This window comes from Streptomyces sp. DH10 (assembly GCF_029813805.1).
In the GTDB taxonomy this organism is placed as follows: domain Bacteria; phylum Actinomycetota; class Actinomycetes; order Streptomycetales; family Streptomycetaceae; genus Streptomyces; species Streptomyces coeruleofuscus.
The window spans coordinates 31,642-45,092 of sequence record NZ_JARVKU010000009.1 but is presented as its reverse complement, the minus strand read 5'-3'; the positions used below and the strand labels follow the sequence as shown (position 1 = coordinate 45,092).

The following is a 13,451-nucleotide window of genomic DNA, read 5'->3' as shown; positions in this document are numbered from 1 at the left end:
GGGCAGCTCACGACAGCACGGGCGCGGGCGCGAGGTACAGGTGTTCGGGCGGGGTGGCTGCGTGGTCCCAACGCGGGTCGGCGGGCATTGTGCGGCTGCCCAGCTGGAGCGGCCGGGCGCGGCGCCGGGGACGGACTGCCGGCCAGTGGGTGGCGACGCTGGGCACCGCTATGAGGAGGGGTGTGTCCCGCCATGCGGAAGAGGGCTCCGCCATGTGGAAGGGGCTCCGCCATGTGGAAGGGAGGTGTCCCGCTACGCGGAGTGGTGTGCGCGGTGCCGGTTGTTCCGGGAGCGCTGTCAGGTGGGCACGGGGACCGTACGTGGCGTGTGCCGTGGCCCGGGCGGGGCGCGGAAGCCGGGAGGCCCCGCGGCCCGCGCGGCAGCGGTGGCGGGATGCCGGTCCGCCGCGCGGCAGCGGTTGCGGGATCCCGGTCAGCCGCGCGGCAGCCGGCGCGCCGTCAGGGCGAGGCTGATCTCCACCACGTCGAGCGGGCGCGCCAGGGAGCGGCCGATGAGCTGCTCGCAGCGGCGCAGCCGGTTCAGGACGGTGTTGCGGTGGCAGTAGAGCCGTTCGCCGGCACGCTGGGCCGACCCCTCGGACGCGAACCAGGCGACCAAGGTGTCCAGCAGTACGTCCCGGTCGGCCGGTTCCAGCCGCAGCAAGGGGCCGAGCACCTGCTCGGTGAGGGACGCCCCGAGCTCCGGGCAGGAGGCGACCAGCGCCTCGGGCAGGTGCTCGGTGAGCCGGACCGTGCCGCCCTCGGGCGGGCAGATGCTCAGGGCCAGGTCGGCCAGGCGGCGGGCGTCGCCGACGGCGGCGAGCCCCGTCACGGCGCTGCCGACGCCGATCCGGTACCCGGCCGCGCCGTCGGCGGGCAGGGCCGGCGCTGCCACGGCGTCCTCGTCCTCGTCGCCGACCAGGACGATGCCGTAGTCCACTTCCGCTCCTGAGTGCCAGTACGCGGTCGTGCCGGACGGGACGGTGGTGGGCCGGAGGCCCGTGGAGTCCTCCGGGCGGCCGCCGGCGACCGCGACGACCACGTACCGGCCGTGCTCCGGCAGGCGCAGTCCCTCGGCGGTCTCCGGCAGGTCGGCGATCCGGCTCGTGCCGTCCAGGAGGGCCGCCGCGAGCAGCCGCACCCGGTTCTCGCGCCGCCACGCCAGCTGCCGCTCGGCCTGCCGGTAGGCGTCCGCGACGAGGGTGCAGTGCTCGTCGACGAAGTTCCACACGTCGGTGGCCACGTGCACCAGGAGCCGGACGTCCTCGGGCTCCGAGCGGGAGGTCTCCTCGACCAGCCGCTGCCACACCAGGGACCCGCCCAGCCGGAACGCGTGGAGCAGGGCGTCCAGCGGCAGGCCCTGCTCGGCCCGGGCGACGCCGATCCGCCAGGTGCAGCGGTGGGCGGCTTCGCGGGTGCCGCGCGGGTCGAGCAGCGAGGTCACGCTGTGCCGCAGCGAGCGGTACACCTCCTGCCAGGTGCCCGCGTGGTCGTTCTCCAGCACGCTCCGGTACGCCGGCTCCTGCTCGCGCAGGACCGCCAGCAGCCGGTCGGTCAGCTCCGGCAGGTCCTCGAGCAGGATGCGGGCCGCCCGGTGCAGGACGCGCAGCGCGTCGGCGTCGATCAGCGACCGGATGCGTCGTGTCCGCGGTCGCGGAACGGGCATCGGCCCGGTGCGGAACGTCGCGCGTGCGCGTGCGGCAGGATGCATCGCGGTCCTTCCCCAACTCGGCTTCCCGGCTGTGCTCCGACGCCGGGTGGCCTCGGCGGCGCCCGGCGGGTGCGCTGCCCGTGCGGCCCTCGCCACCCAAATCGTCCTGCACCGAAGAATGACATACCGTCCGGTCGGTCCCCAGAGTCGTGCGCCGCTCTTTTCCGTGCGGACCGCTGGGAACATCTCCGGGCGGACTCCCCGAGGCTCCCTCCGGGCGGACCACCAGGGCTCCCTTCGGGCGCACCGCCAAGATCCCGCCGGGCGCACCGCCAAGATCCCGCTGGGCGGACCAGCAGGGGACGTCTCCGGGCGACCACCTGAACCCCCGCCCGGCAGACCACCGAGGTCCCCGCCGGGCGGACCACCGGCGCCCTTCCGGGCCGGCCACCGGTAACACTCCCAGGCAGAGCACCAAGACCCCCGCCAGGCGGACCCCGGGATTCCCCAGGGCGGGCCACCGGCCCCCGGCACGCCACCGGGACCTCCTCAGCACGGACCGCTGAGCCCCTCCCGGCGGACCCCGCAAAGGCCCCCACCCGGCAAACCACTGAGGCCTCCGCCAGACAGACGACACTGTTGGCGAATCCTGGGACTGAACGTGACGTCGGCCTTCACGACCCGTTGTGGTCGTGAAGGCCGACGTTGTGTTGGGGGAGGGTGTCGGTGTCGTTGCACGCCAGGAAGATCGACGGGGTCCCCGAGGGGACGGCTCGGGTGGTGCGGGCTGCGTTTCCGAAGGGCAGTTTGGCGATGCGGATCCGTGACGAGTTGGGCGGGCTGTTCTCGGACGCGGACTTCGCCGGGCTGTATCCGAGCAGGGGGAAGCCGGCGTGGTCACCGGGCAGGCTGGCGCTCGTCTCAGTCATGCAGTTCGCCGAGGGCCTGTCGGACCGACAGGCCGCGGACGCGGTGCGCGGGCGGCTGGACTGGAAGTACTTGCTGGGGCTGGAGCTGGCCGACCCGGGCTTCGACCACTCAGTGCTCACCGAGTTCAGGGACCGGCTGATCGCGGGAGACGCCGGGTCGAGCTCTTGGACCGTGTCCTTGAGGCCGCTGCGGAGCACGGCTTGCTCAAGGCCGGTGGCCGTGCGCGCACGGACTCCACGATCGTGTTGTCCGCCGCCCGGCAGATCAACGGGCTGGTGCGGCTCGGTGAAACCCTGCGGGCCGCGTTGAACAGCGTGGCAGCCCACGAGCCGGAGTGGCTGGCTGAGTGGGTTCCGCCTGGATGGTTCAACCGGTACGCAATCCGGTTCGAGGACACCCGGTTGCCCAAGGGCGAAGGCCAAGCAGACCGACCTGATCGAGCAGATCGGCGCCGACGGCCTGAGACTGCTTGCCGCCCTGCACGCGCCCGACGCCCCCGCGTCCCTGCAGCTGCTTGGCCGGGTCCAGACCCTTCGGAGGATGTGGATTCAGCAGTACTTCGTCGATAACGGACATGTTCGTCGCCGGGACCTCAAGGACCGGCGGCCGGGCGCGGAGCGGCTGGTCACGCCCTATGACACCGACGCGCGGGGCAGCGTGAAGCGCGGCGTTTTCTGGGACGGCTACAAGGTCCACCTCACCGAGACCTGCGAGCCGGACCGTCCGAACCTGATCACCCACGTCGCCACGACCGACTCCACGGTCCCGGACGTGCGGCTGGTCGCCCCGATCCACGCCCACCTCGCCGAGCGCGGCCTTCTGCCCGATTGCCACCTGGTCGACGCGGGCTACGCAACGGCCAGGGAAGTGGTCGCTGCCCGCCAAAGGCACAAAGTGAACCTGGTGGGCCCGATCCTCGCCTCTACCAGCTGGCAGACCAGGGACGGCGGCTTCTCCCAGGCCGACTTCGCCGTCGACTGGGTGAACCGACAGGTGACCTGTCCCAAGGGCGTGATCAGCAGTCGTTGGATCACCCTCCGCCCGCAAGCGGAGTATGAGGCGATCCAGCAGGCACGAGCACAGGAAGACACTCAGGAGTGGAAGGAGCAGTACGCCCACCGGGCTGGTGTCGAAGGCACCATCTCCCAGGGTGTTCGAGCCTTCGGTCTGCGGCGATGCCGGTATCACGGCCTGGCCAAGACGCGGCTACAGCATCAGCTCACCGCGGCCGCGATGAACTTCCACCGCCTCAATGCATGGTGGAACGACACCCCCAGAGCCCGCACTCGCACATCTCACCTGGCAACCCTCCGGCCTGCCCAGTAGAACGATGTGCGTGCCGTCCCGATCGCTGATCGTGGCGCTGTGGAAATTCTGCGGGTACTCCTGACACAGCGGCGTCTCGTGCGCCGTCGGGCACCGCGAGCCCGTTCAGGCAGCCGTCCATGGAACACGGCAGATGTGCGTCGCCATGCCCTCTGGACACAGGGTCTTGATCACTGTCTTGCGGATCGCCCGCCACGTCCGCAAGGAGCACAGTAAGTGGACGCGCAGCTCTATGGGTTCCCGTGCGCCGCTGCTCTGGGCAGGATGTTCCACGGCCCACTGTTCCGCCAGGTGGTCGTACACGTCAGCGGTCGACAGCTCGCTGCCGGGAAAAGTGCGGACGATGGTCTCATCGACGATCCGGGCGCTCCGGGATCCCACAGCCTCCTCGACGAGTTTGGTGACCCATGCCAACCCCTGCTCGTCTGCGTACAAGCCAAATTTCAGGACGCGCGTCCTCATTGCATCAGGCCTTCGTGATCGTCGTTCTCGCCTCATGGCAGAAGGCGGTGGCGAACCAGGTGTAAACGGGAGCGAGTGTTGGTGATGCGGGCCATCCATTGATCGTCGCCACGAGTTGCCAGTAGCGCTCGGTGTGTGGGTCGGCGGTTGTCTGCAGGCGGGCGAGGAGCCAGCGGCGCAGATCGCCGTCGTCAGCACGCTCGAACGCGTAGCCGTAGAGGCCGCCCAGTGACTCGGCACGGGGTGCATCTTTGGCAAAAGCCGGGAGGATGCCGGCGGATACGGCTTCGTCGAATCGTTCACGCATCGCGTGGTTGAGAGCGTCCTGCAGGGCGCTGACGTCCTGCTGGGAAGGCTCTTGCGCTTGGTCCGCGGCTGTGCGGCGTAACGCGATACGGAAGTCCGCGTTCTGGCAGAGTTCGGCGAGTTCCACCCAGGCCTCGGCTTGTTCGGGCGCAGGATCATCGGGGAGCTCGGGAATGGCGGATCGCATCAGGGTCACGAACTCGGGGTTGTCGTCAAGGTCCCTGAACGCGTCGTCGATGAAGTCGGATACCAACTGGTGCCGTTCGGCCCGGCAAAGCGTGGCGAGTCGGTGCATGAGGTCCATCTCCTTGGTAGTGGGGCCGCGCCTGGCGACTGCTCGCAGTATTGCCCGGCGCAGGCGGAGAGTCTGGATCTGTACGTCCAGAGCGTTGGCGTGTACTTCCGCGACTTCCGATATGGATGCCTCCCGATCCAGCACCTTGCGCACGGTCGCCAGGTCCAGCCCGAGATCGCGAAGGGTGCGGGCCAGGTCCAGGCGTGCGAGTGCGTCGAGGCCGTACAGCCGGTAGCCCGCGGGACTCCGGTCGGTTGGCGGGACGATGCCCTTGTCGGAGTAGAACCGGATGGTCTTCACCGTCAGGCCGGTCCTGCGGGACAACTCCCCGATGGAATAGAGCGTGTCGCGGTCCATGCCCCCAGCTTGCTGTCTCCCCCCACAGGAGACTCAACCGGGGCGCCAGGACTTCCTGCGGGGTAAAGGGCTCTGTACACCTTGTTGACCATGTGCCGGGCGGTGTCGCCCGCGACCACGGCGTCTCGGGATGGTCCCGGCGCTGCCCGACTCGCTTTCAGCCAGATCCGTCGTCCAGCGCCGCACCCTGGCACGCTCGTCCAGCGGAGGGCGTCGATCGCCTCGAAGCGTTCGGCATCGTCCGGTATGAAGGCGAGGACGCAGTGGATCTTGTGGGAGACGCCCTCAAACCGCCGGCGGCGGAACCGGCGGTAGGCGGCAAACGGGTAGCTGCGGACCCCGCTCAGGGACAGCCTCAGGTCATCGGCATGGATCTGTAACGAGACATCGACGCCGAACAGGTCCTCGCCGGAGCCGGATGGGCGCCGCCCATCTGCTGCATCGGTTCGATCGAGCCGACACCGCCGGGCGACAACAGGGCAAACGTTGCTTGATACAGCACTAGTGATCACCAGCCTCCGTTGGCGCAGGAAATTCGCCAACGGTGTCGGTGAACCACCGGGGGTCCTCCGGGCGGACCACCGGGAACTCCTCAGCGCGGGCCGCCGGGGCCTCCCCCTGGCGAGGGCTCAGCGGCTCTCCTGGTCGACCATGCGGGCCAGTTCCATGCGGGAGCGCACGCCGAGGGCGGCGAAGACATTGCGTAGGTGGTAGTCGACCGTGCGGGTGCTGACGGCCAGCCGCTGGGCCACCTCCCTATTGGTGGCGCCCTCGGCCACGTAGCGCGCGATACGCAGCTGCTGAGGCGTCAGCCGCGACAGCCCTCCCGCCGTCTCCGTCACGGACGCGGCTCCGTTGGCGCGCAGCTCGCCCCGCGTCTGGTCGGCCCACGCGCCCGCGCCGCAGCGCTCGAAGCCGACCAGGGCGGCTCCGAGCCGGCTCCGGGCCTCCCGCAAGCGGCGGCGGCGCCGCAGCCACCGGCCGTAGGGGAGCTCGGTGCGGGCACGTTCGAAGTCGCCGCCCCTTTCGTCGTGCAGGGCCAGCGCCCGCAGGTAGAGGTCGTCGGCGCGGTCATCGGGGGCCAGCAGGGCGCGGCAGCGGGCGAGCTGGGCCGGCGCGTGCGGGTCGACCCCGAAGGCCGCCCACTGGGCGAGGTCGGCGAGGACCGTACTCGCGTCCTGGGGGTGTCCGGCCAGCACCGCGGCCTCCACGTAGCAGGGGAGGGCCAGCATCCACACGGCGAAGTGGCCGCGCCGGGGGCCGGGCCCGACGAGCGGGCCGAGCCGGTCGTAGGCGTCGAGGGGACGGCCGCGGGCCAGGTCGGCGCGGGCGGTGGCCCACTCCGCGAGGGTCGCCGTCTGGGCCAGGCCGTGACGGCGGGCGGTGGTCAGGGCCGCCGAGGCGTGGCGCGCGACCGTGGCGGTGTCCCCTTCGATGGAGGCCGCCAGGGCGAGCATCGCGTGGTGGCTCGCGGCCGTGTTGCGGTACCCGGCCGCCAGCGCGGCCCGGACACCCTCCTCGGCATGGGTGCGTGCCTGTGCGTGGCAGCCGGCACGCAGTTCGCCGTAGGCCAGGTATTCGAGGGCCCGGGCCTCGGCCGCGGAGCAGTCCGCGTCCCGGGCGGCGGCGAGGGCGCGGGCCCCGGCGGCGCGGGCCGCGCGGACGTCCCCGAGCAGCAGGGCAGCCGCCGCGGCGCGCAGCAGGCGGTCGGTCCGGCCGTCGGTGCGCGCCTGGTCCAGCACGCGCCGCAGCGGTCCGGAGGCACGGTCAGGGGTCCGGGCGAGCAGGGCTCGCATGCCGTCGCGGTAGTCCCGGATGAACGCGTCGCGGGCCCACCCCGGACCCGGCCCGCCGGACGGCTCGGGCCGACCGCTCTCAGTCTGAGGAACAGTGGCGTCCGTGGTGCCGGGTGATGGCCGGCGGTCGGTGCCTCGTCCGGTCGTCGGAGCACCGTCCTGGTCGGCGGCGACCTTGTCGGTGGCGGCGACCTTGTTGGTGGCGGCGCCCCTGTCGGTGGCGGCGGCGGTGACCAGTCCGGCATACCCGCCTGCGCGCCCTGCGGTGTCCGTGCCGTCGAGGGTGGTCAGACAGAGCGTGACGTCGCCCGCCGCCCAGGCGGCGTCCACGGCGGCGAGGCGTGCGGCCTCGGCCCCGTCCGGGGCGTCGGCGGCCAGCAGGGACGCGGCCAGCAGCAGGGACGCGCGGGCGTCACCCACCGGCCCGTCGAACAGCTGCCGCCTCCCGCGCGCGAGCGCGGCACGGCCGCGGTCCGCGGCGGCCGGCTCGGCGCTGTCTCCTCCGTTCCGGCCCCCTGCGGGGGGAGCCGTCCGCACCCGGCTTCCGTCTCCGTTCATTCCCGGGAGGTTACTTGCGCGTACTGAAGACCGGAAGGCTGACGTCCGCGCAGCCTCGCGCACACATCCGCGGATTCACCTGCGCGTTGACCGGGCACGGCGGGTGGACGGATTGTGCCGGCGCCCAACGGCCGGTCGTCTCGGCCGTGCCCCGGCACCGGCGGCGGACGCGTCGCACGCGCCCGCCGCCGGTCCCCTCGTTGCCGCGGACGCGCAACCGGGGGCTCGGCGCGTCAGGAACCGTGCGGGCAGTTGCCCCGGTACTCCTCGATGGTCAGGCTCGGCCGGGGCAGGGGGCACAGGAACTGCTCGTAGCGGGTGTCGTTGTCGATGAACCGCTTGAGCCAGGAAATGCTGTACTTCGCGATCGTCGTGTTCGACGAGTTGGGCGTGAAGTGCGTCGCCGAGTTCAGCTCCAGATAGCCCCGGTCGAGCGAGGAGGACAGGCTCGAGTAGAAGGGTTCGGCATGGGACGCGACGGGGGCGATGGAGTCACCGTCGGCTCCGAAGATCAGGGTCGGTGTGGTGACCTCGGGCCAGGTCTTGTCGAGGTTCCAAGGGGTCAGCGGGATCGCCGCCTGGAGGCCGGGACGCGACTTGGCGGCCTCCAGGCTGCCGCCACCGCCCATCGAGTGGCCCATCACGCCGAGGCGGGAGGCGTCGACGCGGCCGCGCACCGAGCTGCGCTGGGTGAGGTGGTCCAGCGCGGCCAGGAGCTGACGTCCGCGGGAGTCGGGCTGGTCGCCCGTGGTGAGCGTGTCGATGGTGAACACCACGAAGCCCTGCGAGGCCAGGCGCGGTCCCAGCCAGGCGATCGACGACTCGTAGGCGGTGTAGCCGGGCGAGATGGCCACCGCGCCGAACGTGCCGTCGCTGGTGCTCGTCGGGTAGTAGATGGTGCCGCCGCCGAATCCCGTGACGGACAGCGCGGAGACGGACGTCTGCGACACGGCGTACGGGCCGCGCAGCGCCTCGATGCTGGATGTGGTGGGGGCCGGGCCGCGCTCGTAGGGGTTGTCCGCGGCGTGGGCCCCCGGGCCGGCCAGGGGTCCCAGACCGACGAGGACGGCGAGCGCCGCGGCGGCGCCGACCAGTCGCCCGGTCCGGTGCCGGAGGGAGCCGGAGGCATGGGCTGGTGAGCCGGAGAGATGGGCGGGTGAGCCGGAGGGATGGGCGGCTGAGTCGGTGTGAGGGTGGAGTCGCACGACGAGTCCTCTCTGTCGTGGCGGCGACTCGTGTCACGGGCACGCGGGACCTGGGGAGTCCGCAGCGTGCCCGCCGAGGGCACCGCCATCGGGCTGGCCGTGCCACTGTCGGGGACCGGCACCCGCGCGCGGACCGGCAATGTCACCGGTCACCTCGGGCCACGGGGGGTCACCTCGGGCCGCGAGGGGTCACCCCGTTGCCCGGCCTGGTCGCGAGGGACTCCCGGAAACGCTCTGGCTCACGGCCACGTCGGTGTGCAGCAGATGGTGGTCCGAGTACGCGCTGGGTTGGACGCGGTGCCTGAGCGGGGCGAAGCCTCGCAGGAAGACGTAGTCGAACTTGAGGTGCCAGTCGGTGGTCACCTCACACGTGCCGGCGGGCGAGGGACGGCACTGCGGGTCCGCATCCGTGGCCAGTGCCCACATCCGGGCGAGTTCGGGAGCATCCGGCACGGCGTTGAAATCGCCGAGCACGATCGCGCGGTCGTGCCGGGCGACCTCGGTCGCCAGTACCGTCGTCTGGTCCGCGCGGACTTCTTCCTGACGTCGTTGGGCGAGGTGTGTGTTGAAGACGCGGACCCGCTGGCCGCCCACCGTGGTCGTGACCGCCATGTACCCACGGTCCTCGGATCCGCCGTCGGGGTATTCCACGTGGACGCGGTCCGTCATCGGTGCCGCCGAGAGAACCGCCTGGCCGAAGGACCCCGGATTCCACGGCAGTCCTCCGCAGCGGCCCCAGTCCTGAAGAACCATCCCGTACCGCACGTGGTAAACGAGTCCGTGAAGGCTTTCCAGGTAGTCCCGGATCCTCTCGACGTCACGCACGCACGCTTCCTGAAGACCGATGACCTGCGGCGCGTACGCGGCGATCTCCGCCGCCCGGTCGACGTTGCTCACCTCGCAGGGATTGCAGATGTTCCACGTCATGACCCGGTTCGGTACGGCATCCCTGGCGGCAGCGACGGGCAGTGACCTGCCGAAGACGGGACCGCCTGGTGCGCTGGGGCCGAGGAGCATCATGCAGACCACGGTCATGGCGCCCGCGAACAACCGCGTGGCCCTTCCGAACACCATCGCCTCCCCAGTGTCCCTGCACATGGCATCTGACGTCCCCCAGGCACGAGGTTATGGGACGGGAGCGACAGCAGTACATGCTTCACCCACTTCAGGCCGCAGGCACGAACTCATATCCGCTTACTGCCGCGTTGGCACCCTGACACCAACACATCGGGGCCGACGGCGGGCGCCTGACACAACACGGTGCGAACAACCGGCTCGACCTGTCCGTACTATCTCTACACGAAGGCACCCTGCGGCACGCGCGATGTCCTGCCAGGCCGGCCGAGACCTCGCCCCCCGGAGAAAGCTTCGCCCGCAGTACGGCCACACGCCGAGGAAAGGTCAGCACCATGCCCGAGACAACAACTCCCGCCACCGAACTGGCATCCCAGTACATCGCCCAGGTGACCGGCGACCTGGAGGCCAACCTCAAGGAGCAGGAACGGATCAGTGCGGAGATCGCCTCACTGCAGGAGCAGCTCGTCGCCCTGCAGCGTGACCACTCCGTGCTGGTGAACATGCGCCAGGCACTCGGCATCGAAGCGGCCCCGGCCGAGTCCGCTGCCGAGAATCAGAGCGCCACGGTGCCCTCGCCACGGCGGAGGAAGGCCGGCGCCACGCCCGACGGGAAGCAGAAGGCACGCAAGTCCACCGCCACCCGTCCTCGGAAGAAGGCAGCCGGAAAGCCCGAGGCCAAGGCTGCGGGTGCCACGAAGGCAGCCGGAAAGCCCGAAGCCAAGGCCGCTGGGGCCACCAAGGCAGCCGGAAAGCCCGAGACCAAGACCGCGGGTGCCACCACGGCGGCCCAGCCCACCCTGGTCGAACTCATTCGCCTCCACCTCGCGGAGCAGAAGGAACCGCGCTCCGCCACGGAGATCTCCGCAGCGCTCAACCAGGCTCACCCCGATCGCGACATCGCGACCAAGGTCGTGCGCGTCACGCTCGAAGCACTGGTCGCCAAGAGCCAGGCCGAGCGCACCAAGCAGGGCCGGTCCGTCTTCTACACCGCCTCCGCGCCGGAGCCGACGGCCGCGTCCGACGCAGAGGCACAGCCGGAGAACGCCGGCAGCTGACGATGCGTCATCAGTGTGGCAGCACACACTGAATGACATCGCGGCGATGCCGGGGAGTCAGTGCGGCCGGCGGCCCGGTCAGGCCGACATGGCCTGCCTGCCGACGCAGGACGCGGTGGACGACCGTCGGCGCCTCTGGGTGCCGACGGCGTCGCACAACTCGCTCTCGCTCGCTGCCTGGCCGGCCACCCCCTCGCGGAGGCGCCGGGATCAGCTGCTGCGGGTGAAGAGCTTGTCCTGGGTGGAGCCGGTGGTGCACAGCTTCTTTTCCTCGGTCGTCATCTTGCGGGACTTGACCACGACCGCGCTGTGCTTGCCGTCCGTGCCGTTCGGGGCCGGGCCGGTGACCACGTCGGGGACGAACCAGTAGTAGTGGCCCCACTTGGGGTCGTCGTAGTGGGTCTGCCACGTGCCGGTTATCCGCTGCATCACCTGGGCGCGGGAGATCCAGCCGACTTCTCCGGGCCGGACGTTCACGGTGAAGGAACTCGTCTCCGTGTGCGTGCTCTGCCACGTGTAGTTGTACGTCGCGGTCACACTGGCCGTGATGATGCCCTCGATGCCTCCGCCCGCCGTGACCGAGCCGCCCACCGAGTGGGAGGAGCCCACGGTGTCGGCCCAGGACATCGACTGGGAGGCGGACGAGTCGGTGCAGTTGTAGAGCAGTTCGGAGACCTGGCGGGGCTCGCCGAGGTAAGCCTGGCCGACAGCCGGGGAGTTGAAGGTGCACTTGCCTTCCCCGGACGCGCAGTCGGCCATGATCTGCTCCGCGGTGGGCTGCTCCTCGGCCGCGGCGGGCACGGCCGTCGCGATCACCCCGAGAGCGGTCGCCGTCAACGCCAGCGTGCGGCTGCCGTAACGCAGTGTGCGGTTCTTCGTCATGGTGGTGCCTCTCACCCTTGCATGGGGGGACAGTGACCACACCCTCCCTGTTACAGGAGGGTGTTTAGTCACCGCCTGGTGCCCATGAGGCTCACGTAAACCGCAGTTCATCTACACCAAGGGAAAGCAAAGTTGTAATTGATTTCCAGAAATGATGAAGAGTCAACAGAGCGGACGGAGCCCGGAGTTGGGGAGCGCCGACCAGGTCAGTTGAGGGGGTCGAGGGTGAGGTAGGCCTGGCGCGGGTTGCCGTCGTGCACGAGGGACTCGTGGTGGCCCACGTCGTCGAAGGCGAAGGCGTACGCCTTGCCGTCGGCCATCTGGGCGTGGATCTTGCGGGCGTAGTGGTTGGTGACGTTGTCCTTGTAGAAGGCGTCGGCGCTGGTGTCGGGCTGGTTGGGGTTGGCCAGCAGGGTGGAGCGGTTGAAGCCGGCGCACAGGGTGCGTGAGATCGGCCCGCGGACCTGGTCGTTCGGCGCGTCGAGCTTTCTGTGGCAGCCGAAGACCGAGGAGGCGTCCGGTTTCTCGAAGCTGGTGACGGTGGCGCCGGCGCCGTCGGTGAAGCGCATGACGTTGCCGGAGACGCGGCCGAAGTACCTGATGTCCGGCCGGTCGGCGAACGGGGTGACCGTCAGGGTCGAGGCGGAGTACTTCTGCCAGACGCGGTTGACGTAGTCGTCCATGACGGTGGCCGGCAGTGCGCCGGTCTCCAGGCCGTACAGCGGGGACAGGGCGCGCAGTACGGTGCCGTCGGGGCGGGTCTGGATCAGGTTGGCCCAGCCTCCGGGCTGTCCTCTGAGCGCGTTGAAGAAGCCGTGGTAGCCGCCGGGCTTGAGGCGGCCGGTGGATGCCGTGGTTCCGTCGGCTCGCTGCACTCCCACCGCGTACGGTGCGGAGAACATGTCGACCTGTGTGCTGTTGATCCACAGGCCCGCGTCGTTGAGGGTGTACTCCGACCAGTTGAACAGGATGTTCCGGTTGGGGTCGGCCGGGTTCTGCACGGCGGGCTGGACCAGGCCGCCGGTGGTGAGTCTGAACACCAGTTTCTGGCCGTAGGAGAAGTACACGCGGCCGGAGAACTTCGGCATGCGGATCGTTGTCGACTGGCCCGCCGCCGGGCCCGGGATCGACGCGTCGGGGGCGGGAGTCGGCGGGTTGCCACCCGCCGGCCAGGGGTGGAAGGTGCCGTTGGCGTCGGCCCAGCCCTGCCGCCCGGTCGACAGTTCGGTGCCGAGGTTGTAGATGTACACCTGCTCGCCGCGGGCCGAGTTGTTGGTGATCTTCAGGGGGATCGTCGCCGGGACGGCGGCGTGGGCCGGCGTACTCGCTCCGGTCGCGAGAAGTGAGCCGGTCAGGACCGTCGCGAGGGACAGCCCGACAGCCGTGAGGCTGCGTCTGAAAGTGCGTAGCATGCTCTGTCTCCGTTCGACAGGTGGCCGATCCGGGAAGGGGTGAGAGCGCTCTCAGAGCGTGCCGCTTTGGTCCGGACCTGTCAATGCGTCGGTACGGATGCCCAGTTGTGTGTCCCCTGGCCGGGCGTGGCTGTCCGTGA

General features: G+C 70.5%; 9 protein-coding genes and 2 pseudogenes. 2 read left to right on the top strand and 9 right to left on the bottom strand.

Annotated features, from left to right (window positions below; translation table 11 throughout):
- Positions 1 to 7: 7 nt before the first annotated feature.
- Positions 8 to 214 carry a hypothetical protein gene (locus QC385_RS19825; protein WP_279542652.1) on the bottom strand — a complete coding sequence of 69 codons (207 nt, stop codon included), beginning with the start codon at positions 212 to 214 and terminating at the stop codon, positions 8 to 10.
- A gap of 218 nt (positions 215 to 432) precedes the next feature.
- Positions 433 to 1,710, bottom strand: coding sequence for a PucR family transcriptional regulator (locus QC385_RS19820; RefSeq protein ID WP_279542651.1), 1,278 nt, complete (start codon positions 1,708 to 1,710; stop codon positions 433 to 435).
- Between the two features lie 666 nt (positions 1,711 to 2,376).
- Here QC385_RS19820 and QC385_RS19815 point away from each other — a divergent pair.
- Positions 2,377 to 3,906 (top strand): annotated as a pseudogene (locus QC385_RS19815) (IS1182 family transposase).
- Positions 3,907 to 4,011: 105 nt separating this feature from the next.
- On the opposite strand, the gene QC385_RS19810 reads toward QC385_RS19815, so the two are convergent.
- The 5 genes and pseudogenes from QC385_RS19810 to QC385_RS19790 form a co-directional block, all read right to left on the bottom strand.
- Positions 4,012 to 4,368 carry a hypothetical protein gene (locus QC385_RS19810; RefSeq protein WP_279542650.1) on the bottom strand — a complete coding sequence of 119 codons (357 nt, stop codon included), beginning with the start codon at positions 4,366 to 4,368 and terminating at the stop codon, positions 4,012 to 4,014.
- Between the two features lie 4 nt (positions 4,369 to 4,372).
- The gene (locus tag QC385_RS19805; RefSeq protein ID WP_279542649.1) at positions 4,373 to 5,326 is read right to left on the bottom strand and encodes a MerR family transcriptional regulator; all 954 of its coding nucleotides are present in this window, start codon (positions 5,324 to 5,326) and stop codon (positions 4,373 to 4,375) included.
- Between the two features lie 629 nt (positions 5,327 to 5,955).
- A pseudogene (locus tag QC385_RS19800) lies at positions 5,956 to 7,596 on the bottom strand (LuxR C-terminal-related transcriptional regulator); the annotation flags it as partial.
- Between the two features lie 317 nt (positions 7,597 to 7,913).
- Complete coding sequence (gene bdeA / locus QC385_RS19795; protein WP_443032943.1) at positions 7,914 to 8,885, bottom strand: bis(hydroxyethyl) terephthalate hydrolase; 972 nt, start codon at positions 8,883 to 8,885, stop codon at positions 7,914 to 7,916.
- A 189-nt stretch (positions 8,886 to 9,074) separates the two neighbouring features.
- A complete protein-coding gene (locus QC385_RS19790) occupies positions 9,075 to 9,959 on the bottom strand; it encodes an endonuclease/exonuclease/phosphatase family protein (protein ID WP_279542648.1) in 885 nt (294 codons plus the stop codon).
- A gap of 335 nt (positions 9,960 to 10,294) precedes the next feature.
- Here QC385_RS19790 and QC385_RS19785 point away from each other — a divergent pair, with 335 nt between their 5' ends.
- Positions 10,295 to 11,017 carry a hypothetical protein gene (locus tag QC385_RS19785; RefSeq protein WP_279542647.1) on the top strand — a complete coding sequence of 241 codons (723 nt, stop codon included), beginning with the start codon at positions 10,295 to 10,297 and terminating at the stop codon, positions 11,015 to 11,017.
- Between the two features lie 210 nt (positions 11,018 to 11,227).
- Here QC385_RS19785 and QC385_RS19780 read toward each other — a convergent pair whose 3' ends face one another.
- Positions 11,228 to 11,899 (bottom strand): hypothetical protein, encoded by a 672-nt coding sequence (locus tag QC385_RS19780; protein WP_279542646.1) that lies wholly within the window; start codon positions 11,897 to 11,899, stop codon positions 11,228 to 11,230.
- A 206-nt stretch (positions 11,900 to 12,105) separates the two neighbouring features.
- The gene (locus tag QC385_RS19775; RefSeq protein ID WP_279542645.1) at positions 12,106 to 13,311 is read right to left on the bottom strand and encodes a glycoside hydrolase family 64 protein; all 1,206 of its coding nucleotides are present in this window, start codon (positions 13,309 to 13,311) and stop codon (positions 12,106 to 12,108) included.
- Positions 13,312 to 13,451: the final 140 nt, after the last annotated feature.